This window comes from Telluria sp. Soil_C_11 (genome assembly GCF_057657395.1).
In genome coordinates this window covers 170,341-191,979 of sequence record NZ_JBDGIN010000007.1, presented here as the reverse complement: position 1 = coordinate 191,979, position 21,639 = coordinate 170,341, and the positions used below count along the sequence as shown (strand labels likewise).

19 protein-coding genes are annotated in these 21,639 nt (G+C 68.8%); 16 read left to right on the top strand and 3 right to left on the bottom strand.

From position 1 onward, the window contains the following. Positions 1-32: 32 nt before the first annotated feature. Together AC3A6M_RS14075 and AC3A6M_RS14070 are read left to right on the top strand one after the other, a co-directional pair. A complete protein-coding gene (locus AC3A6M_RS14075; protein WP_487853338.1) occupies positions 33-857 on the top strand; it encodes a ferritin-like domain-containing protein in 825 nt (274 codons plus the stop codon). A gap of 10 nt (positions 858-867) precedes the next feature. After that, a complete protein-coding gene (locus tag AC3A6M_RS14070; RefSeq protein WP_487853337.1) occupies positions 868-3,261 on the top strand; it encodes a DNA polymerase II in 2,394 nt (797 codons plus the stop codon). Positions 3,262-3,302: 41 nt separating this feature from the next. Here the strand turns inward: AC3A6M_RS14070 and alr are convergent, their stop codons facing one another. Continuing rightward, positions 3,303-4,418 carry an alanine racemase gene (gene alr / locus AC3A6M_RS14065; RefSeq protein ID WP_487853336.1) on the bottom strand — a complete coding sequence of 372 codons (1,116 nt, stop codon included), beginning with the start codon at positions 4,416-4,418 and terminating at the stop codon, positions 3,303-3,305. A 1-nt stretch (position 4,419) separates the two neighbouring features. Then, entirely contained in the window at positions 4,420-5,712 is a 1,293-nt protein-coding gene (locus AC3A6M_RS14060) for a D-amino acid dehydrogenase (protein ID WP_487853335.1), read from the bottom strand. A gap of 105 nt (positions 5,713-5,817) precedes the next feature. Between AC3A6M_RS14060 and AC3A6M_RS14055 the strand changes: the two genes are divergently transcribed. From AC3A6M_RS14055 to AC3A6M_RS14035, 5 genes are all read left to right on the top strand, one after another. Next, positions 5,818-6,303, top strand: a complete 486-nt coding sequence (locus AC3A6M_RS14055) for an Lrp/AsnC ligand binding domain-containing protein (RefSeq protein ID WP_487853334.1) — start codon at positions 5,818-5,820, stop codon at positions 6,301-6,303. Positions 6,304-6,439: 136 nt separating this feature from the next. Further along, positions 6,440-7,399: a chemotaxis protein gene (locus tag AC3A6M_RS14050; protein ID WP_487853333.1), complete on the top strand. Its 960-nt coding sequence runs from the start codon at positions 6,440-6,442 to the stop codon at positions 7,397-7,399. Positions 7,400-7,442: 43 nt separating this feature from the next. Beyond that, complete coding sequence (locus tag AC3A6M_RS14045; protein ID WP_487853332.1) at positions 7,443-8,411, top strand: diguanylate cyclase; 969 nt, start codon at positions 7,443-7,445, stop codon at positions 8,409-8,411. Positions 8,412-8,556: 145 nt separating this feature from the next. After that, complete coding sequence (locus AC3A6M_RS14040) at positions 8,557-11,124, top strand: hybrid sensor histidine kinase/response regulator (RefSeq protein WP_487853331.1); 2,568 nt, start codon at positions 8,557-8,559, stop codon at positions 11,122-11,124. 7 nt (positions 11,125-11,131) lie between these two features. Beyond that, positions 11,132-11,446, top strand: a complete 315-nt coding sequence (locus AC3A6M_RS14035; protein WP_487853330.1) for a DUF5710 domain-containing protein — start codon at positions 11,132-11,134, stop codon at positions 11,444-11,446. Here AC3A6M_RS14035 and AC3A6M_RS14030 read toward each other — a convergent pair. After that, a complete protein-coding gene (locus AC3A6M_RS14030) occupies positions 11,443-13,902 on the bottom strand; it encodes a hybrid sensor histidine kinase/response regulator (protein ID WP_487853329.1) in 2,460 nt (819 codons plus the stop codon). The two genes, AC3A6M_RS14035 and AC3A6M_RS14030, sit on opposite strands and share 4 nt — an antisense overlap. Positions 13,903-14,080: 178 nt before the next feature. On the opposite strand from AC3A6M_RS14030, the gene paoA reads away from it, so the two are divergent. From paoA to AC3A6M_RS13985, 9 genes are all read left to right on the top strand, one after another. Beyond that, positions 14,081-14,761 carry an aldehyde dehydrogenase iron-sulfur subunit PaoA gene (gene paoA, locus AC3A6M_RS14025; RefSeq protein WP_487853328.1) on the top strand — a complete coding sequence of 227 codons (681 nt, stop codon included), beginning with the start codon at positions 14,081-14,083 and terminating at the stop codon, positions 14,759-14,761. Next, entirely contained in the window at positions 14,758-15,717 is a 960-nt protein-coding gene (locus AC3A6M_RS14020) for an FAD binding domain-containing protein (protein ID WP_487853327.1), read from the top strand. Before paoA ends, AC3A6M_RS14020 begins: the two co-directional genes overlap by 4 nt. Beyond that, positions 15,714-17,915, top strand: a complete 2,202-nt coding sequence (gene paoC / locus AC3A6M_RS14015) for an aldehyde oxidoreductase molybdenum-binding subunit PaoC (protein WP_487853326.1) — start codon at positions 15,714-15,716, stop codon at positions 17,913-17,915. Before AC3A6M_RS14020 ends, paoC begins: the two co-directional genes overlap by 4 nt. Before the next feature lie 104 nt (positions 17,916-18,019). Next, positions 18,020-18,466, top strand: a complete 447-nt coding sequence (locus AC3A6M_RS14010; protein WP_487853325.1) for a hypothetical protein — start codon at positions 18,020-18,022, stop codon at positions 18,464-18,466. A gap of 111 nt (positions 18,467-18,577) precedes the next feature. After that, positions 18,578-19,510 (top strand): diguanylate cyclase domain-containing protein, encoded by a 933-nt coding sequence (locus AC3A6M_RS14005; RefSeq protein WP_487853324.1) that lies wholly within the window; start codon positions 18,578-18,580, stop codon positions 19,508-19,510. A 36-nt stretch (positions 19,511-19,546) separates the two neighbouring features. Beyond that, positions 19,547-19,963: a secondary thiamine-phosphate synthase enzyme YjbQ gene (locus AC3A6M_RS14000; RefSeq protein ID WP_487853323.1), complete on the top strand. Its 417-nt coding sequence runs from the start codon at positions 19,547-19,549 to the stop codon at positions 19,961-19,963. Between the two features lie 76 nt (positions 19,964-20,039). After that, complete coding sequence (locus AC3A6M_RS13995) at positions 20,040-20,900, top strand: SpoIIE family protein phosphatase (protein ID WP_487853322.1); 861 nt, start codon at positions 20,040-20,042, stop codon at positions 20,898-20,900. A gap of 133 nt (positions 20,901-21,033) precedes the next feature. Next, positions 21,034-21,192, top strand: a complete 159-nt coding sequence (locus AC3A6M_RS13990) for a hypothetical protein (RefSeq protein WP_487853321.1) — start codon at positions 21,034-21,036, stop codon at positions 21,190-21,192. A 105-nt stretch (positions 21,193-21,297) separates the two neighbouring features. Further along, positions 21,298-21,624 carry a hypothetical protein gene (locus AC3A6M_RS13985; RefSeq protein WP_487853320.1) on the top strand — a complete coding sequence of 109 codons (327 nt, stop codon included), beginning with the start codon at positions 21,298-21,300 and terminating at the stop codon, positions 21,622-21,624. Positions 21,625-21,639 lie beyond the last annotated feature (15 nt).

Genomic DNA, 21,639 nt, shown 5'->3' with positions numbered 1-21,639 from the left:
ACTTCGCCTTTTTCGCACCAGGTAATCACCCGATGTCCGCTCCGCCCGAGCTGCGCGCAGGCGCACTGAACTCCCTGCTTGAAACGGACCCGCGCAGCAAATGCGCCGGCGTGGAGGCCCTGGCGCAAGCGCATGCCGCCGGCGCCCTGGCCCTCGATGCGGCCGCGGTATTCGCGCCAGGCGGCGCCATTCCCGGACGCCCGGCCAGACCCGAGCTGGTGCCGCCGCGCCTGGTCGGGCGCCGCTCGATGGCCACGCCCGAAGGCCGCGCGATGCTGGTCCACGCGCTGGCGCATATCGAATTCAACGCCATCAACCTGGCGCTGGACGCGGTCTGGCGCTTTCCCGGCATGCCGCCGGCTTATTACGCCGACTGGCTGCGGGTGGCGAAGGAAGAGGCCTACCACTTCTCGCTGCTGGACGCCCACCTGGGCACGCTCGGCCACGCCTACGGTGACTATCCCGGCCACGACAGCCTGTGGGAGATGGTCGAGAAGACCCGCGAGGACGTGCTGGCGCGCATGGCCCTGGTGCCGCGCACCCTGGAGGCGCGCGGGCTGGATGCGATCCCGCCGCTGCGCGCCAAGCTGGCCCAGGCCGGCGACATGGCGGCGGCCGGAATCCTCGACATCATCTTGCGCGACGAGGTAGGCCACGTCGAGATCGGCAACCGCTGGTACCTCGGCCTGTGCGCCGGGCGCGGGCTGGAGCCGGTCGGCACCTACGAAGCGCTGGCGGTCCGCTACCAGGCGCCGGTGCTGAAGGGACCGTTCAACCTGGAGGCGCGCCGCCGCGCCGGTTTCCTGGACGCGGAACTGGCGCGCTACCGTGGCGACAGCGTTTGCTTCGACGCCTGAGAGTGGGAAGATGGACAAGGCAACCGGCTTCCTGCTGACCCGCCACTGGCGCGACCAGGAGTCCGGTGTCGAGCTGGAGTTCTGGCTGGCGACCGGGGACGGTCCGCGCCGCGTGCGCGTGCCGGGCCAGAGCGCGGTCGCCTTCATCCCGGCCGAGCAGCGCGAAGCCGCGGAGTTCGTGCTGCGCGGCGAGCGCGGCTGCGAGTTGCGCGCGCTGGCCCTGACCGACTTCCACCATCGCCCTGTGCTCGGCCTGTACTGTCGCCACTACCGCAAGCTGCTGGCGCTCGAAAAGCGCCTGCGCCAGCACGGCGTCGACGTCTATGAAGCCGACGTGCGTCCGCCCGAACGCTACCTGATGGAGCGCTTCATCACGGCGCCGGTCCTGTTCGCGGGCACCCCGGCGGACCACGATCCGCACCTGCTGCTGGACGGCCAGCTGAAGCCGGACGGCGACTACCGCCCGCGGATCCGCACGGTGTCGCTCGACATCGAGACCACGATGCAGGGCGAGCTGCGTTCGATCGCGCTGGAAGGCTGCGGCCAGCGCCAGGTCTACATGCTGGGTCCGCCCAACGGCGACCCGTCCGGCCTCGGCTTCGCCTTCGAGTACTGCGAGACCCGGCTGGCGCTGCTGGAAAAGATGGAAGAGTGGTTCCGCGTCCACGACCCGGATGCGGTGATCGGCTGGAGCCTGGTGCAGTTCGACCTGCGCGTGCTGCAGAAGCACGCCGAGCAGCTGCGCCGCCCGCTGCGCCTGGGACGGGACGGCAGCGCGATGGAATGGCGCGAACGTAGTGGGGGCGAACGTCAGGGCGGGCAGGAGCATTATTTCGCCGGGATCGCCGGCCGCCTGGTCATCGACGGCATCGAGGCGCTGCGTTCGGCCACCTGGAGCTTCCCGTCGTTCAGCCTGGAGTCCGTCGCGCAAACCCTGCTGGGCGAGGGCAAGGAGGTCGACAATCCCTACGACCGCATGGCCTCGATCGACCGCATGTTCAACGAGGACAAGCCGGCGCTGGCGCGCTACAACCTGAAGGATTGCGAACTCGTCACCCGCATCTTCGAGAAGACCAGCCTGATGTCCTTCCTGCTGGAGCGGGCCAGCGTGACCGGCCTGCAGGCCGACCGCAGCGGCGGCTCGGTGGCCGCCTTCGAGCATTCCTACATCCCGCTGATGCACCGCCAGGGCTTCGTGGCGCCCAACATCGGCGACGTGCCCGGCGCCGACAGCCCGGGCGGCTTCGTGATGGATTCGCGCTCCGGCCTGTACGACTCGGTGCTGGTGCTCGACTACAAGAGCCTGTACCCGTCGATCATCCGCACCTTCCTGATCGATCCGGTCGGCCTGGTTGCCGGACTGGCCGAGCCGGAAGATGCCACGGTGCCGGGCTTTCGCGGCGGGCGCTTCTCGCGCACCCGGCACTGCCTGCCGGGCATCGTCACCCGCGTGTGGGCGGGCAGGGAAGCGGCCAAGCGCGAGAAGAACGCGCCGCTGTCGCAGGCGCTGAAGATCATCATGAACGCCTTCTACGGCGTGCTGGGCACCACCGCCTGCCGCTTCTTCGATCCGCGCCTGGCCTCGTCGATCACGATGCGCGGCCACCAGATCATGCACCGCACGCGCGAGCTGATCGAGGAGCGCGGCTACCAGGTGATCTATGGCGATACCGACTCGACCTTCGTCTGGCTCGGGCGCGCGCACGCGGACGAGGACGCGCAGCGGATCGGCCGCGAGCTGGTCGACCACGTCAACGGCTGGTGGCGCGCGACCCTGCGCGACGAGCTGGGACTGGACAGCGCGCTGGAGCTGGAATACGACGTGCACTTCCGGCGCTTCCTGATGCCGACCGTGCGCGGCTCGGACGAGGGCAGCAAGAAGCGCTACGCCGGCCTGGCCACCGCGGCAAACGGCAGCGACGAGATGATCTACAAGGGACTGGAGACGGTCCGCACCGACTGGACCCCGCTGGCCCAGGAATTCCAGCAGGGCCTGTACGAACGCATCTTCAAGCGCGAGCCGTACGAGGACTACGTGCGCGACTACGTGGCGCGCACCCTGCGCGGCGAGCTCGATGCGCTGCTGGTGTACCGCAAGCGCCTGCGCCGGGCGCTCGACGAGTACGAACGCAACGTCCCGCCGCACGTGCGCGCGGCGCGCATCGCCGACGAGTTCCACATCCGCCAGGGCCGCCCGCCCCAGTACCGCAACGGCGGCTGGATCCGCTATGTGATGACGCCCGCCGGTCCCGAACCGCTCGACGTGCGCGAGGGAGGCGCGGCGTCACCGATCGACTACGAGCATTACCTGACGAAGCAGCTGGAGCCGGTGGCGGATGCGATTCTGCCGTTCCTGGGGGATAGTTTTGCGCGCTTGACCAGCCCGCAGGGGGCGCTGTTTTAAGAGGGGTCAGAGTCCCTAAAAGAAGAACCGGACTCTGACCCCTAGGTATACCTGCGGTGGAACCGCGCACCCAGCCGCGTCAGCACCTCGTACCCGATCGTCCCACCCTCGCGCGCCGCATCGTCCACGCTCTGGTGCGCACCCAGCAGCTCGACTTCCTGCCCCGGCTGCACGCGCGCCTCGGGAATCCCGGTCACGTCCAAGGTGATGCTGTCCATCGACACGGTGCCGGCGACCGGCACGGCGACGCCGTCGATGAAGGCATGGCCGCGGCCGGACAGGCTGCGCAGCCAGCCGTCCGCGTAGCCGATGCCGATGGTGGCGATGCGCCGCGGGCCGGTGGCGGCGTAGCGTGCGCCGTAGCCGACGAAGTCCCCGGCCTGGACGGTGCGCGACTGCACGATGCGGGCATGCAGCCCGACCGCCTGGCGCAGCGGATTCGGCGTGCCGGGTTGCGGGTTGATGCCGTACAGTGCCGCGCCCGGGCGCACCAGGTCGTGGCGGAAGGCTTCGCCGAGGAACACGGCGGAGGAATTCGCCAGGCTGCCCGGAATCCCCGGGAAGCGGGCGCGCAGGGCGGCGAAGCGTTCGGCTTGCCTCGCGTTCATGGGGTGATCCGGCTCGTCGGCGCAGGCCAGGTGGCTCATCACCAGCACCGGCTGCAGCTCGTCCTTCCAGCCCGGGTCGGCCAGCAGGCGCTCGACGTCCCGCGGGGCCAGGCCCATGCGCGACATGCCGGTGTCGAACTGCAGCGCGGCGGGCAGGCGGCGCTGCAGCAGGCGGCAGGCGCGGCGCCAGTCGTCGACCTGGGCCGGGTCGTTCAGCACCGGGACCAGGTCGTACTGGAAGAACTCGGCGGTCGCGCCGGGCGGCGGACCGTGCAGCACGTAGATCGCGCTATCTTCCGGCACCACCTGGCGCAGGCGCATGCCTTCCTCCAGGTGGGCGGTGAAGAACACGCGGCAGCCCTCGAGCGCCAGCGCCGGCGCCACGATCTCCATGCCGAGGCCATAGGCGTCGGCTTTCATCACGGCGGCGCAGGCCGCCCCGGCCGCGGTTTCCCGCAGCAGGCGGTAGTTCGCCCGGATCGCGTCCAGGTCGATCGTCAGCACCGCCCCGGCGCGGGCGGAATCGGCTCCACTCGCGACGCCAATCATCTCAGGCCTTCGCGAAGTCGGTGCGGGCGCCGGCAGGACGCGCGCCCGCGTAGCGGAAGATCGCCAGGTCGTCGGTATGGATGGCGGGGACCTTGCCGCTGACCAGGTCCGCGATCACGCTGGCCGAACCGCAGGCCATGGTCCAGCCCAGCGTGCCGTGGCCGGTGTTCAGGAACAGGTTGCGCATCGGCGTGGCGCCGACGATCGGGGTCGAGTCAGGGGTCATCGGGCGCAGGCCGGTCCAGAAGCTGGCCTTCGACACGTCGCCGCCGCCCGGGAACAGGTCGGTCACGACCATCTCCAGGGTCTCGCGGCGGCGCGGGTTCAGCTCCTTGCTGTAGCCCGCGATCTCGGCCATGCCGCCGACGCGGATGCGGTTCTCGAAGCGCGTGATGGCGATCTTGTAGGTCTCGTCGAGGATGGTCGATACCGGGGCCTGGGCCGCGTCGGTGATCGGCACCGTGATCGAATAGCCCTTCAGCGGATACACGGGCACGCGGAAGAACTGCTTCAGCAGCAGGCGCGAATAGCTGCCCAGCGCGACCACGTAGCGGTCGGCGGTGAAGGTGCCCTTGTCCGTGCGCACGCCGGTGATCTGGTCGCCCTGCGATTCCACGGCGTGGATCGCGGTGCCGAATTCGAAGCGCACGCCGATCGCGCGCGCCATCTCGGCCAGCCTGGTGGTGAACATCTGGCAGTCGCCGGTTTCGTCGTTCGGCAGGCGCAGGCCGCCGACCAGCTTGTCGCGCACGTTCGCCAGCGCCGGTTCGGCACTGGCCAGCTGTTCGCGGCCCAGCACTTCGAACGGCACGCCGGCCTGGCGCAGCACTTCGATGTCCTTGGCGGCGCCGTCGAACTGGGCCTGGGTGCGGAACAGCTGCAGGGTGCCCTGCTGGCGGCCTTCGTAGTCGATGCCGATCTCGTTGCGCAGTGCGCGGATGCAGTCGCGGCTGTACTCGGCCAGGCGCACCATGCGTTCCTTGTTGACGGCGTAGCGGTCGGCGTCGCAGTTCTTGTACATCTCCCACATCCATTGCAGCTGGAACAGCGAGCCGTCCGGGCGGATCGCCAGCGGCGCGTGGCGCTGGAACAGCCATTTGAAAGCCTTCAGCGGGATGCCGGGCGCGGCCCAGGGCGAGGCGTAGCCGGGGGAGATCTGGCCGGCGTTGGCGAAGCTGGTTTCCAGCGCCGCTCCCGGCTGGCGGTCGATCACGGTCACCTCGTGGCCGCTCTTCGCCAGATAATACGCAGTCGTCACGCCGACCACACCGCTGCCCAGTACGATTACCCGCATAGTGTTCTCAGAAAATAGATAGAATTGGTTCAGGAAATATTGCTATCTTATATGTCATGAGGGCATAATTGTTCCTAATTTTAATGCTCCATTTAGTGAATCTTCATGCGTGTTCAAAAAGAATCGACCCGGGTGCTCGACCGGATCGACCTCCACATCCTGTCCATCCTGCAGACTGACGGCCGGATCGTGATGAAAGACCTGGCCGAGCGGGTCGGACTGTCGCTGACGCCGTGCATCGAGCGCGTCAAGCGGATGGAGCGCGACGGCGTCATCGCCGGCTACTACGCGCGCGTGAATCCGCAGTCGTTGGGGCTGCAGATCCTGGTATTCGTCGAGATCACCCTGCTGCAGAAGTCGGAAAAAGCCTTCGAACGCTTCCGCCGCGCCATGCTCGGCATCCCGGAGGTGATGGAGTGCCACCTGGTGTCGGGCGACTTCGACTACCTGATCAAGGCGCGGATTCCCGAGATGTCCGAGTACCGCAGGTTGCTGGGCGAGATCCTGCATCTGGCGGATTCGGCGCAGTCGAAAAGCTATGTGGTGATGGAAGAGGTGAAGGAGTCGCTGGCGCTGTCGATTGGAAGCTAGCGTTTGCACGGGTGTTCCGTGGCTTTTTGGAACAAAACGACCGAAACCGGGCAAGAGTTGACCGATGTAATGACACAAATCCCGGCTTCCTCTCTAAAATCGTTTCCCAGAGGAATTAAATATGTGGGATGGAGACATGAAATCGGTTCAGCAGGAAGTCGACGAGCGCAGCAATCTCACCGGCACCAATCAATTCGAATTGCTGCTTTTCCGCCTCGGCGGCGACGAGAACGGCCAGCATAGCGAGCTGTTTGGCATCAACGTCTTCAAGATCCGCGAGATCGTCGCCATGCCGGAGATCACCGCGATCGCCGGCGCGCCGCGGCACGTGCTGGGCGTGGTCAACCTGCGCGGCCAGATCATCCAGGTGCTGGACCTGCCGGCCATCGCCGGCGTCAAGCCCATCACCGGCCTGAACATCATGCTGGTCACGGAATTCGCCCGCACCACCCAGGCCTTCGCGGTGGAGAGCGTGGAAGAGATCGTGCGCCTGGACTGGAGCCAGGTGATGTCGTCCGAGCACGGCGCCGGCAGCGGCATGGTGACCAGCATCGCCCGCCTCGAGCCGCAGGACGGCCAGCCGGCCCGCCTGGCGCAGGTGCTGGACGTCGAGACCATCCTGCGCGACCTCGGCCCGGAAACCGAAGACCGTGCGGTGGCGCAGGCGGTCGGCAGCCGGATCGCCGTGAAGCCCGGTTCCGTGGTGCTGGCGGCCGACGATTCCGTGGTCGCGCGGGCCCTGATCGAACAGGGCCTGGACGCGATGGGCCTGCCGTTCATCATGACCAGGAGCGGCAAGGAGTGCTGGGAGCAGCTGAATGCCATCGCGGCCGCGGCCGAAGCCGAGGGCAAGAGCGTGCACGACAAGGTGGCCGCGGTGCTGACCGACCTCGAGATGCCCGAGATGGACGGCTTCACCCTGACCCGCAAGATCAAGACCCACCAGCGCTTTGCCAGCCTGCCGGTGGTGATCCATTCCTCGCTGTCGGGCACCACCAACGAGGAACACGTCAAGAAGGTCGGCGCCGACGCCTATGTGGCCAAGTATTCGGCCGAAGACCTGTCGCGGACCCTGCGAGCTGTTCTGCGCGGCTGAGTTCCGGTATGATCGGGCAGTTAATTCGTTAACTAACTGCCAAGTGATCACTTCCAAGCCAGAAGCAGGCGCCGACCCGGCGCATCTCACCGCGCGTGTCCTCAACCTCGTCAACGGCGGCGTCATCGTCCTCGACGCCGACCAGCGCATCGTCCTCTGGAACAGCTGGCTGACGCCGCGTTGCGGGCGCGCCGCCGCGCGCGTCATGGGCCATCCGCTGTTCGAGGTCTTCCCCGAGCTGCGCGGCTCGCGCGTCGAGGCGGCGGTGCTGGCTGCCCTGCTCGACGACACCGCCACCGCGATCCCGCAGGGCGAGAGCCGCAGCCCGTTCCCGCTGCGCGCCGCCGGCAGCTTCGACGGCCCGCGCATCGAACAGGCGGTGTCGGTATCGCCGTTCCGCGAGGACGGCGAGGTGTTCTGCCTGGTCGAGATCCGCGACGTCAGCGGCTCCAATGAGCGCGAACGGCGCCTGCTCGACCACGCCGAATCGCTGCGCGCCCGTTCCTACGTCGACGGCCTGACCGGCATCGCCAACCGCCGCTACTTCGACGTCGCCCTCGACCGCGAACTGCGGCGCGCCCAGCGCATCGGCGGCAAGCTGTCGCTGCTGCTGACCGACATCGATTCGTTCAAGGCCTACAACGACCACTTCGGCCACCAGGCCGGCGACACCTGCCTGTCGGCGGTGGCGCAGGCGCTGGCCTCCAGGCTGAAGCGCCCGGCCGACGTCGCCGCACGCTACGGCGGCGAGGAGTTCGCGGCGATCCTGCCCGACACCGATGCGGCCCAGGCGCGCCAGCTGGCCGAAAGCATCCGCGACTACGTCGCCTCGCTGAACCTGCCGCATGCGCCCGGCGCCGTGCGTCCCTACGTGACCCTCAGCATCGGCGTGGCCAGCATCGACAAGGGGCGCCTCGACGAGGCCAAGGCACTGATCGAAGCCGCCGACAAGGCCCTGTACGCCGCCAAGCGCGGCGGCCGCGACCGGGTAGTGGTCGACGGCGAGGCCTGAGACCATACTATTGTCACAGCAGGGCGGGGCAGTGCGCGTATGAGGTCACGCCCGGTTGTGCGGCAAGCGCTTAGAAGGTAACATTGAAAGAAATGCCGTTTTGCACTTTCTCTGCAACGGTCCAGCCCAAGGTCAGCCCCACCCCATGAGTCCTACCCCGCCCGGCCAAGCGGCCGTCGCTTCCCCCACGCATCCACCCACCCTCGCCACCGAATCCGCGCTCGAGCAGGCCAAGATCAGCCGGCCCTACCGCGAGCTGCTGCGCCTGTTCGAGCAGGCGCCGGGCTTCGTCTGCTTCTTCCGCGGTCCGCAGCATGTGTACGAGCTGCAGAACCACGCCCACCACCGCCTGGCCGGCTTCAAGGACATCATCGGCAAGCCCGTGCGCGAGGCCCTGCCGGAGCTGGAAGGGCAGCAGTTCTTCGAGCTGCTCGACCAGGTGTTCGCCAGCGGCCAGGCCTTCGTCGGCACAGCGCTGCCGCTGGGCGTGGTGCCGGCCAGCGGCGGCGCGGCGATCCTGCGCTACATCGACTTCGTTTACCAGCCCATCGTCGACGAAAGCGGTTCCGTGGTCGGCATCTTCTCGCAGGGGAACGACGTCACCGAGCGCGTGCTGGCCGAAGAAAGCCTGCGCCGCAAGCAGGAAGAGCTGGAGCGCATGGTCGAACAGCGCACCGCGGCCCTGTCGGAAGCGCACGCCGCCCTCAAGCTGGCCAACGAACTGCAGGGCGACAAGATGCACCTGCAGCGCCTGTTCGAGCAGGCTCCCGGTTTCATCTGCGTCATGCGCGGCCCGGAGCACGTGTACGAGCTGGCGAATGCGGCCTACCGCCAGCTGACCGGCGGGCGCGAACTGATCGGCAAGCCGATCCGCACCGCGCTGCCCGAGGTCGTGGCGCAGGGCTTCACGGACCTGCTGGACGATGTCTACCGCACCGGCAAGGCCTTCATCGGCCGCGCCGTGCCGGTCGAACTGGCCAGCGGCCCGGACGGCGCCAGCACCACCCGCCACCTGGACTTCATCTACCAGCCGGTGCTCGATCCGATGGGCGAGGTGATCGGCATCTTCGTGCAGGGCAGCGACGTCAGCGAACAGAAACAGGCGCAGGACGAGCTGGCGCGCCACCAGCTCGAGCTGGAATCGCTGGTCAGCGCCCGCACGGAAGAACTGTCGGCGGCCCAGCACGCGCTGCAGCGCTCGCAAAAACTGGAAGCGATCGGCAAGCTGACCGGCGGCGTGGCGCACGACTTCAACAACATCCTGCAGGTCGTCGGCGGCAACCTCGAGCTGCTGCAGCGCCGCCTGCCGGACGGCGACGGCCAGCAGCTGCTCGAGGTGGCGCTGCAGGCCGTCGAGCGCGGCGGCAAGCTGTCCTCGCAGCTGCTGGCCTTCGCGCGCCGCCAGCCGCTGCAGCCGGTGGTGGTCAACCCGGGACGCATCGTCAGCGACATGGACGGCCTGCTGCGCCGTGCGCTCGGCGAGACGATCCAGATCGAGACCGTCAAGGGCGGCGGCCTGTGGAACACCGTGGTCGATCCCAACCAGCTCGAGAACGTGATCCTGAACCTGGCGATCAACGCGCGCGACGCCATGCCGGGCGGCGGCCGCCTGACCATCGAGATCGGCAATGCGATGCTGGACGATTCCTATGTCGCGGCGGAGCCGGACATCGTGCCGGGCCAGTACGTGATGATCGCGGTGTCCGACACCGGCAGCGGCATGCGCCGCGAGGTGCTGGAACGGGCCTGCGAACCGTTCTTCACGACCAAGCCGGAAGGCGCCGGCACCGGCCTGGGCCTGTCGATGGCCTACGGCTTCGTCAAGCAGACCGGCGGCCACTTCAAAATCTACAGCGAGGTCGGGGAAGGCACCACCGTGCGCATGTACTTTCCGCGCAGCTTCGAGACCGAGACCGGGCTCACGCGCCTGGCCGGCGCCAGGGTCGAAGGCGGCAGCGAGACGGTGCTGGTGGTCGAGGACGACCCGGCGGTGCAGGGCACGGTGGTCGGGATGCTGGACAGCCTGGGCTACCGCGTGCTGAAAGCCGACAACGCCCACGACGCGCTCGGCATCGTGAAGAGCGGGATCCCGATCGACCTGCTGTTCACCGACGTCGTGATGCCCGGACCGCTGCGCAGCCCCGACCTGGCGCGCCAGGCCAAGGCCTTGCTGCCGGGACTGGCGGTGCTGTTCACCTCGGGCTACACGCAGAACGCGATCGTGCACGGCGGCCGCCTGGATCCGGGCGTCGAGCTGCTGTCCAAGCCGTACGGCCGCGACCAGCTCGCGCGCAAGGTGCGCCACCTGCTGGCCAACCGCGCGGTTCCCGCGGCGCCCGCCGCGGGCAGCGTGGTGGCGCCGGGCGGGCGCCGCCGCATCCTGGTGGCGGAAGACAATCCGGACCTGATGCAGATGACCTGCAGCCTGTTCGAGGCCCTCGGCCACGAGGTGCGCGGCGCGGTCAGCTTCGACGCGGCCGCCGGCCTGCTGCGCGAAAGCCCGTTCGACCTGCTGTTCACCGACATCGACCTGGCCGGCAAGTCCGGGGTCGAGCTGGCGCGCTTGGCGGTCCGGCAACAGCCGGCGCTGCGCGTGGCGTTCGCCTCCGGCTATGGCGGGCCGGAGCGCGACGCGCTCGGGTTCCCGTTCTGGATCGTTCCCAAGCCCTACCGGCTGGAAGACCTCAAGGGTGTGCTCGAACGGATGGTATGATGGCGCCATGATGTTCCTGAATGTTCCCTACGCCGAAAAAGACCAGGCCCGCGAGCTGGGCGCCCGCTGGAATCCGACCCGCAAGCGCTGGTATGTGCCGGATGGCGTCGCCACCGAACCCTTCGCGCGGTGGATGGCCAAGGAGGGCGAGCCGGCATCCGGCCGCCAGGATGCACGCGCCGCCAAACTGGTGACCGGCGGCCATTACGTCGAGCTCGACCACGACTGCGATCCCTTCGCGCCCTGCGAGCGCTGCGCGCCCGTGCTGGCGCAAAGCGGCTGGAGCGCCGCGCGCGAAGCCGTCCTGAAGTCCCTGCGCTAGGCGCGCGCGGCCGGTGCGGCGGCCAGCGCGGCCAGCAGGGCTTCGAGGTCGACCGGCTTGACGAAGTGGCGGTCGAAACCGGCCGCCTTCGACAGCACCTTGTCGTGCGCCTGGCCGTAGCCGGTCAGGGCCAGGTACAGCGCCGCGCGCCCGCGCGGCTTTTCTTCCGCCATCGCGCGCAGGCGCCGCGCCAGCGCGTAGCCGTCGATGTCGGGCAGGCCGATGTCGAGGATGAAGACGTCCGGCCACTCCTGTTCGGCAAGCGCCAGCGCGTGGCGCGGCTCGTGCGCCACGGCCACCCGGTGGCCGAAGGCGCGCAGGATCTCGGCCAGCGACTGCGCGGCGTCGGCGTTGTCGTCGACGATCATCACGTCCGGCAGGGCATGCCCGTTGGCCGGCAGGGCGCCGCGCGCCGCGCCTTCGCCGCCGGCGGCCGGCATCGGTGGCGCCGCCTGTGCCAGCGGCAGCACCACGCGGAAGGTGCTGCCGCGCCCCGGCCCGTCGCTCTCGGCCCCGACCCTGCCGCCATGCAGGCCGACCAGGCTTTTCACCAGCGCCAGGCCGAGGCCCAGGCCGCCCTGGGCGCGGTCCGGGGTGCGCTCGGCCTGGGTGAACAGTTCGAACACCTGGGGCAGCAGGTCGTGGCTGATGCCGATGCCGTTGTCGCACACCGCGACCGATGCAAGGCCCCGATCCACCTCGAGCGAGAGAGCGATCGCGCCGCCCTGCGGCGTGTACTTGGCGGCATTGTTGAGCAGGTTGGCGACCACCTGCACCAGGCGGATGCGGTCGCCGTCGACCCAGGCCGGCGCCGCGTCCAGCGCCAGGTCGAGATGGTGGCGGCGCGATTCGACCAGCGGCCGCGCCTGTTCCAGCGCACTGGCCAGTACGCCCTTCAGGTCGACCCGTTCGCGCTGCAGCTCGACCAGGCCGCGGGTCACGCGCGAGACGTCCAGCAGGTCGTCCACCAGGCCGGTCAGGTGGCGCACCTGGCGCACGATGATCTCGCTCGACTGGCGCACCCGCTTTTCGTCGGCGGCGACCTGGACCAGCAACTGGGCCGCGCTGCTGATCGGCGCCAGCGGGTTCCTGAGCTCGTGCGCCAGCATCGCCAGGAACTCGTCCTTGCGCCGCGCCGCCGCCTTCAGCTCTTCCTCGCCGCGCTTCTTGTCGTGGATGTCGGTCAGCGCCCCCATCCAGCGGGCGATGGCGCCGTGTTCGCCGGTGACGGGCAGGGCGCGGTTCAGCACCCAGCGGTAGTGGCCCGTATGGTGGAGCAGCCGGTGTTCGACCTCGTAGGGCGTACCGGTGGCGAGGCTGTGCTGCCAGGCGGCGTCCAGGCCGGGCAGGTCGTCCGGGTGGACGACCCTGGTCCAGCCCTCGCCGAGCAAATCCTCTTCGGGCAGGCCGGTGAACTCGCGCCAGCGCGCGTTCAGGTAGTCGTTGGTGCCGCCGGCGCCGGCCGACCACACCATCTGGGGGATCAGGTTGGCGATGGAGCGGAAGCGTGCCTCGCTGTCCTTCATGGCGCGCTCGGCCGCCACCTGGGCCAGTTCGGCGTATTTGCGTTCGGTGATGTCGACGGCGACGCCGGCGAAGCGCCGCCTGCCGGTGCCCGGTTCATGGAATACCTTGCCGCGCGCATTCACCCACGCATCCGCGCGCGACAATTGCGGGATCCGGTATTCGATGTCGTACAGGGTGTCGTTGGCGATCGCGTGTCCGATCGCGGCGACCACGCGCGGGCGGTCGTCCGGGTGGATCATGTTGGTGAAGCGTTCGAGCTCGGTGCCGGCGCGGGCCAGCGACGCATCGACCTGGAACAGGCGCGCGAACTGCTCGTCGACGAAGGTGGCGCCGGTATCCACCTCGTAGGCCCAGGTGCCGATATTCCCGGAGGCTTCGATGCAGAGGGCATAGCGCTCCTCGGCTTCCTTGTGGCGCGCCAGGGCCAGCACCTTGTCGGTCTCTTCGACCACGGTGCACATCAGGCCGCGCACCGTGCCCGCCTCGTCGCGCAGCGGGCTGTACGAAAACGTGAACCAGGCCTGCTCCGGATAGCCCTTGCGCTCCACCATGACCTGGAAGTTTTCGAAGTACAGGGCTTCGCCGTCCAGCACGCGGCGCACCAGCGGCGCCAGGGTATCCCAGATTTCCGGCCACAGGGCGGGCAGGGGCGCGCCGAGCGCGGTACCGGTGCGGTTGCCGAGCATCGGCGCGTAGGCGTCGTTATGGAGTACGAACAGCCCTTCGTCCCAGGCCAGGAAGGTCGGGAAGGAAGACCCGAGCATGATGCCGAGCGACATGCGCAGCGAAGCCGGCCAGCCGGCGACCGGACCGAGCGGGTGCGCGCTCCAGTCCTGCGCAAGGATGCGCGCGCCGGCGTCGCCGCCATTGGCCAGGAATGCATCGCGGTGGTTCATGGTGGGCGGTCCGGTGTCGATCAAACTGGCCATTCTACTCAACATGCCCGGGCGCCGCCCACACCATAGCTGCGCCGGGTCGCATCGCGATGCACCTGTTTGGTGCGTTTTCCGGCCAGCCGAACCGTGTGCGGTGCAGGAGGCGAATCGACTTAAGATGGCGCGACGCTCCGGCGCCCGGCGCCGCCGACATTCGAAAGGAAGCAATGCCATGGACGATTACCCGAGGGATGACACGCCCGACATCGATACCGCGCGGCGCGGACTGCTGATCGCGGGCGCCCTGTCGGCCACCGCGGCCGCGCTGCCCGGCGCCGCCAACGCCCAGGCGCCTGCCGCAAGCGCGCCCCAGGCCGGGACCACGCCGGCCCCGGTCACGGCCAGGGTGGCGCTGCGCGTCAACGGCCAGCGCTACGAGCGGGAAGTCGACACGCGGACCACGCTGCTCGACCTGCTGCGCGAGCACCTGCGCCTGACCGGCACCAAGAAGGGCTGCGACCATGGCCAGTGCGGCGCCTGCACCGTGCTCGCCGACGGCCGGCGCATCAATTCCTGTCTCAGCCTGGCGCTGATGCACGAAGGCGGGGAGATCACCACCATCGAAGGCCTCGGCACGCCCGACCGGCTGCACCCGATGCAGGCGGCCTTCGTCCGGCACGACGGCTACCAGTGCGGCTACTGCACCCCGGGCCAGATCTGCTCGGCGGTGGCGATGCTCGACGAGGTGAAGCAGGGCATCCCGAGTCACGTCAGCGCCGACCTGAACGCGCGTCCGCTGCTGTCGCCGATGGAGCTGCGCGAGCGCATGAGCGGCAACATCTGCCGCTGCGGGGCGTACTCGAACATCGTCGATGCGATCACGGAAGTCGCCGGGGGAGGGAACCAGGCATGAGAGCCTTTACCTACCAGCGCGTGAAGACGCCGGCCGAAGCGGCATCCGCGGCGGCGGGCTCGCCGAACGCGCGCTTCATTGCCGGCGGCACCAACCTGCTCGACCTGATGAAGCTGGAGATCGACACGCCGGCCCACCTCATCGATGTCAACGGCGCCGGCATGGACCGGATCGAGCCGGCCGGCGATGGCGGCCTGCGCATCGGCGCCCTGGTGCGCAACACCGACCTGGCGGCCGATCCGCGCGTGCGGCGCGACTACGCGGTGTTGTCGCGCGCCCTGCTGGCCGGCGCCTCGCCGCAGCTGCGCAACAAGGCGACCACCGCCGGCAACCTGCTGCAGCGCACCCGCTGCCCATACTTCTACGACACCAACCAGCCCTGCAACAAGCGCGCGCCGGGCAGCGGCTGCTCGGCGATCGGCGGCTTCAACCGCCACCATGCCATCGTCGGCACGAGCGAGGCCTGCATCGCCACCCATCCGAGCGACATGGCGGTGGCGATGCGGGTGCTGGACGCGGAGGTCGAGACGGTGCGCGCGGACGGCAGCCGGCGCACGATCCCGATCGCGGACTTCCACCGCCTGCCGGGCGACACCCCGCACATCGAGCACGTCCTGATGCCCGGCGAGCTGATCACGGCCGTGACCCTGCCGAAGCCGGTGGGCGGGCGCCATTTCTACCAGAAGGTGCGCGACCGCGCCTCGTATGCCTTCGCGCTGGTGTCGGTGGCCGCCGTCGTGCAGGCCGACGGCAGCGGCAGGGTAGCGCTGGGCGGCGTCGCGCACAAGCCCTGGCGCCTGCCGGCCGCCGACGCCCAGCTGGCGCGCGGCGGGCGGGCGGTGGCCGAACAGCTGCTGGCCGGCGCCCGCGTCAACGACGACAACGCATTCAAGGTGCTCCTCGTGCAGCGCACGATCGACGGGGTGCTGATCGAGGCAAGGAGGGTCCGGCCATGAAATTCACGACTCCCGCCGGCACCAATCCGATCGACCAGTTGAAGGTCGTCGGCCGGCCCACCGACCGCATCGAGGGCCCGCTGAAGACCACCGGCACCGCGCCCTATGCCTACGAACAGCACCAGGCCGTGCCCGACGCCGCGTATGGCTACGTGGTCGGCGCCGCCATCGCCAAGGGCCGCATCGTCTCGATGGACCTGTCCGCCGCGAAGCGCGCGCCGGGGGTGATCGCCATCGTGACCAGGGACAATGCGGGCAAGCTGGGCAAGGGCAAGTTCAACACCGCGACCCTGCTCGGCGGCCCGGAGATCGAGCACTACCACCAGGCCGTGGCGCTGGTGGTGGCCGAGACCTTCGAGCAGGCGCGCGCGGCAGCCAGCCTGGTGAAAATCGACTACGCGAAAGGCAGGGGCGAATACGACCTGGCGAAGGCGAAGGACAAGGCGGGCCTGGCGAAGAAGGAAGAGAAGCCGGAGACCCGCACCGGCGACTTCGCCGGCGCCTGGGCCGGCGCACCGGTGAAGCTCGATGCCCTCTACACCACCCCCGACCAGTCGCACGCGATGATGGAACCGCATGCCTCGATCGCGAAGTGGGAAGGCGACAAGCTGACCATCTTCACGGCCAACCAGATGGTCAACTGGGGCATGAAGGACATGGCCAAGACGCTCGGCATCCCCGAGGAAAACGTGCACCTGGTATCGCCCTACATCGGCGGCGGCTTCGGCGGCAAGCTGTTCCTGCGCGCCGAGGCGCTGCTGGCGGCCCTTGGCGCGCGCGCGGCGAAACGCCCGGTGAAAGTCGCGCTGCAGCGCCCCCTGATGTTCAACAATACCACCCACCGCCCGGCCACCATCCAGCGCATCCGCATCGGCTGCACGCGCGAAGGGCGGATCACCGCGATCGCCCACGAGAGCTGGTCGGGCGACCTGCCCGGCGGCCAGCCCGAGACGGCCGTCAACCAGACCCGCCTGCTGTACGCGGGACCGAACCGCTACACGGCGCTGCGCCTGGCGAAACTCGACCTGCCGGAAGGGAACGCGATGCGCGCGCCGGGCGAGGCCCCGGGCATGATGGCGCTCGAGATCGCGATGGACGAGATGGCGGAAAAGCTCAAGATGGACCCGGTGATGTTCCGCATCGTGAACGACACCAGCGTCGATCCTGAAAAGCGCGAACGCAGGTTCTCGCAGCGGCGCCTGGTCGACTGCCTGCGGATCGGCGCCGAACGCTTCGGCTGGAACAAGCGCAACCCCGTGCCCGGCCAGCTGCGCGATGGACGATGGCTGATCGGCTACGGCATGGCCGCGGCCTTCCGCAACAACCTGGTGATGCGCTCGGCCGCGCGGGTGCGCCTGGAGCGCGACGGCAAGGTGACGGTCGAGACCGACATGACCGACATCGGCACCGGCACCTATACCATCATCGCCCAGACCGCCGCCGAGATGATGGGCCTGCCGCTCGACCAGGTGGTGGTGCGCCTCGGCGATTCCAGCTATCCGGTGTCGGCCGGGTCGGGCGGGCAGTGGGGCGCCAACAGTTCGACCGCCGGCGTGTACGCGGCCTGCGTGCGGCTGCGCGGAATGGTGGCCGAGAAGCTGGGGCTGGACCCGGCGACGGCCGAATTCGCCGGCGGCCAGGTGTCTTCGGGCGGCAGGCGCCTGCCGCTGCGCCAGGCGGCCGAGGGCGGCGAGCTGAACGCCGAGGACAAGATGGAATACGGTGACCTCGACAAGAAATACCAGCAGTCGACCTTCGGCGCCCATTTCGTCGAGGTCGGCGTCGATGCCGTCACCGGCGAGACCCGCGTGCGGCGCATGCTGGCCGTGTGCGCGGCCGGCCGCATCCTGAACCCGAAGTCCGCGCGCAGCCAGGTGATCGGAGCAATGACGATGGGCGTGGGCGCGGCCCTGATGGAAGACCTGGTGGTCGACAAGCGCATCGGTTGCTTCATCAACCACGACCTCGCGATGTACGAGGTGCCGGTGCATGCTGACATCCCGCACCAGGAGGTGGTCTTCCTCGACGAGACCGACCCGGTCTCCTCGCCGATGAAGGCCAAGGGCGTGGGCGAACTGGGCATCTGCGGGGTCGGGGCGGCGGTCGCCAACGCGATCTACAATGCCACCGGGGTGCGGGTGCGCGATTATCCGGTCACCCTCGATAAGTTGTTACCGAAGCTAGCTTCCGTGGCGTAGCCGCAACCGGCGGCGACAGAATCGCCGCCGTGTGATATTTCGAGAGCTTCTTCGAGTGCACTGGTAGTAGTATGACGAGCGTCAAACTACCGGAGTCGAATGCCATGCTGACCGTCGAAACCCTGGAGCGCCCCGAAGTAGCGGCCGATGAATGGCTGCGCCTGGGCGTGCGCATCGTGGTCACCGGGCGCGACGGCGCCAACAGCCAGGCCGTGCTGCAGCAGGTGCTGGCCCTGTTCTGGCCGGGCGCGGAGCTGTTCGACTTCTACACCACACCGTATCCGCGCCTGCCGGAGGCGACCGTGCTGCGCATCGCCTTCGACCTGCCGGCCTCGTTCGAGGGCGGCGTGAGCGGCATCGTGCAGACCATCGGCGGCGCCGGCTGGACCGTCGACATCTACGAAGACGGCGAGCAGGCCGCCTGCTGGAAGCCGGAAGACGGCGCCGTGCGCCCGCTGTGCGAGCATTTCCATTCCGCCGAGATCAACCTGATCCCGTCGTCCCACCTGGCGGACTTCCGCAAGTCCGCCGCACCGCGCCTGCTGCAGTGAGATACCGGACTGTCGCTTGTCAGGCACATCCTTCCAAGATTTAATCTTTTGTTCATGCAAGTCCGGTAACATCGTCGGCTCATCCTGTTCATGAGCCGAAGGAGATGCCGCGTGAGCGCCTTTTCGAACGACCCGGACGTCTACCGCACCCTGCTCGAATCGACCCGGGCGATTCCCTGGAAGATCGACTGGGCCACGATGGAATTCGCCTACATCGGCCCGCAGATCGAGCAGGTGCTGGGCTGGCGCCAGGACAGCTGGAAGACCGTCGACGACTGGGCATCCCGCATCCACGAGGAAGACCGCCAGAAGACGGTCGACTTCTGCGTGGCCCAGTCGCAGCAGGGCGTCGACCACGAAGCCGACTACCGCGCGCTGACCCCGGACGGCGAGTACGTCTGGATCCGCGACGTGGTGCACGTGGTGCGCCGGCCCGACGGCAGCCCCGAGGCGCTGGTCGGCTTCATGTTCGACATCAGCGAGCGCAAGAAGGCCGAGGACAAGATCCTGCAGCTGCAGAAGGAACTGGAAGCGCTTTCCTACCAGGACAGCCTGACCCAGGTCGCCAACCGCCGCATGTTCGACACCATCCTCGAGATGGAATGGACCAGGGCCCGCGTGACCGGCCAGCCGCTGGCGCTGGTCCTGCTCGACATCGACTTCTTCAAGGCCTACAACGACCGTCACGGCCACCCGCAGGGCGACGCCTGCCTGCGCCAGGTGGCGAAGGTGCTGGACGAATCGGCCTCGCGCACGCGCGACCTGTGCGCACGCCTGGGCGGCGAGGAATTCGCGCTGCTGCTGCCGGTGACCGGCGCCGTGGCGGCGCTGGACGTGGCGCGGCGCTGCCGCCGCATGCTGGCGCAGGCGGCGATCCCGCATGGCGGCTCCCCGGCCTCCGAATTCGTCACCTGCAGCATGGGCGTGGGCACCATCGTGCCGGGCGCGCACGACAGCGCGCGCGCCTTCATCGAATCGGTCGACCGCCGCCTGTACGAGGCCAAGCACGGCGGGCGCGACCGGATCGTCGGCGCAGCCGCCTGAAGCGCGGGCCGCGGCCGCCGTGATAAGCTGGCGCGCATGACCCACCAGACCACCCTCGAGATCGCGACCGCCGGGCGCGGCACGCGCGACATCACCGCTGCCGTCACCGAGGCGGTGGCTAGGTCCGGACTGCGCTGCGGCCTGGTGCATGTGTTCGTGCAGCACACCAGCTGCTCGCTGACGGTGACCGAGAACGCCGATCCCGACGTCCGCCGCGACCTCGAGACCGTGATGGCGCGCCTGGCGCCCGACGGCGATCCGGCGTACCGCCACGATGCCGAGGGGCCGGACGACATGGCCGCCCACGTCCGCAGCATGCTGAGCGGAACCAGCGTCAGCGTGCCGGTCGGCGGCGGCCGGCTGCTGCTCGGGACCTGGCAGGGCATCTACCTGTGGGAACACCGCGCGGCGCCGCACCGCCGGCGCGTCGTGGTCACCGTGCTGGGTTCCTGAAGCGGTTTTTCCTGCCTGTTTAGCGTCGCCCGCTGAATTGCTCTATAGTAATGGAAATTTAATTAAGGGCAACGTAATGAGCTGGACTTCGGTATCCTCGCGCGGCGGCGGCCAAGCCAACGAGGATCATGTAGCGGTATTCGAGCAGGGGCATGTGGCCGATATCGTGTTGCTGGATGGCGCCACCTCGGTGGCGGGCCGGAACTACATCGACCCGGACCGCGGCGACGTGGCCTGGTTCGTGCGGCGTTTCAGCGCCGCCTTCGGCGAGGCGCTGGCCGCCCGCACGCCGCAGGAACAGGCGGTGCGCACGGCGCTGGAGGCGGTGCGCTCCGATTTCCAGTGGCACACGGCCGGGCAGGCGGTGCCAGTGTACGCCTGGCCGATCGCGGCCATGAGCTGGATTCGCATCCTGCCCGGACGCGGCGTGTCGGAACTGATCCTCTACTGCCTGGGCGACTGCAAGACCCTGCTGCTGCGGCCGGACGGCAGCGTGCAGGACCTCGACCCGTGGGTGAATCCGCAGGAGGCGGTGCTGCAGGATGCCATCGCCGCGCTGGCCGCGGAAGGCGTCACCGATCCGGCCGAGCGGCGCGAACGGCTGCTGCCCATGCTCAGGCGCCGCCGCGAGGAGCAGAACACCGCGCCGATGCCGTCGTCCCTGTGCCTGGCGCCGGCCGGCCCTTTCGCCGCGCGCCGTTATTCGGTACAGGCCGCGCCGGGCTCGATGCTGCTGGTCATGACCGACGGTTTCTACCGGCTGGTCGATCCCTACCGCCTGCACGGCGATGCCAGCCTGGCCCGGGCCTGCGCAAGCGATGGGCTGGAGGCCATGCTGGCCAGTCTGCGGGCCCACGAGCATGCGGCCGGCGCCGGCACCGCGATGGCGGTCAAGCAGGCCGACGACGCGTCGGCCGTGGCCTGGCGCTTCGACTGAGGCCTGTTGCGGGCGAGAGACATGGGCGTGTGCGCGAGGACAATGCTTGTGGATATTCCGAAACCATTCGTGTCGCGGGTTTTGATGCGGGCGTATTATGATTTGGATATCCAACGCACATGAAAGGGCACGTATGACTACCGATAAAGGATTCCGCCTCTCCCGTCTTTCGCAGCAGAAGCAGCGCGCCCGCCGTGTCCGCATCGGTGTCGTGCTCGTGCTGTGCGCCCTGCCGGTGGCGATGGCCCTGGCCAAGTCCGGCCTCGGCCTGGTCCAGGCCGCGCCGCTCTGAGCGGCCCGCCCGGCTCCCATCCAGGCCGGCGCGACTTTTCTTCCGAACCGTACTATGATGTCAACACAAGACATCGATCCATCCGGCATACAGGGAGAAGTTCACATGCACGCAAGTAAGGAAAACAAGGGCAGCCCGGACACAGGCAAGCTGGCCAGGGACCTGGGCCGGGTCCTGCTGGGCACCGGCGCGATCCTGCTGGTGCCGCTCGTGGCCATGCGCTTTATCCGCGAAGTGAACTGGAGCCCGCTCGACTTCCTCGTCGCCGGCATCTTGCTGGCCGGCATAGGCACCGCGTACGTCCTGCTGACCCGCAAGCTGCGCACGGCCTCGCAACGCCGGGCGATCGGCGGCGGACTGCTGCTGACCCTGGCGCTGGTCTGGGCCGAACTGGCGGTCGGCATTTTCGGCAGCCCGATCGCGGGCAGCTGATCGGGCAAGCGCCCG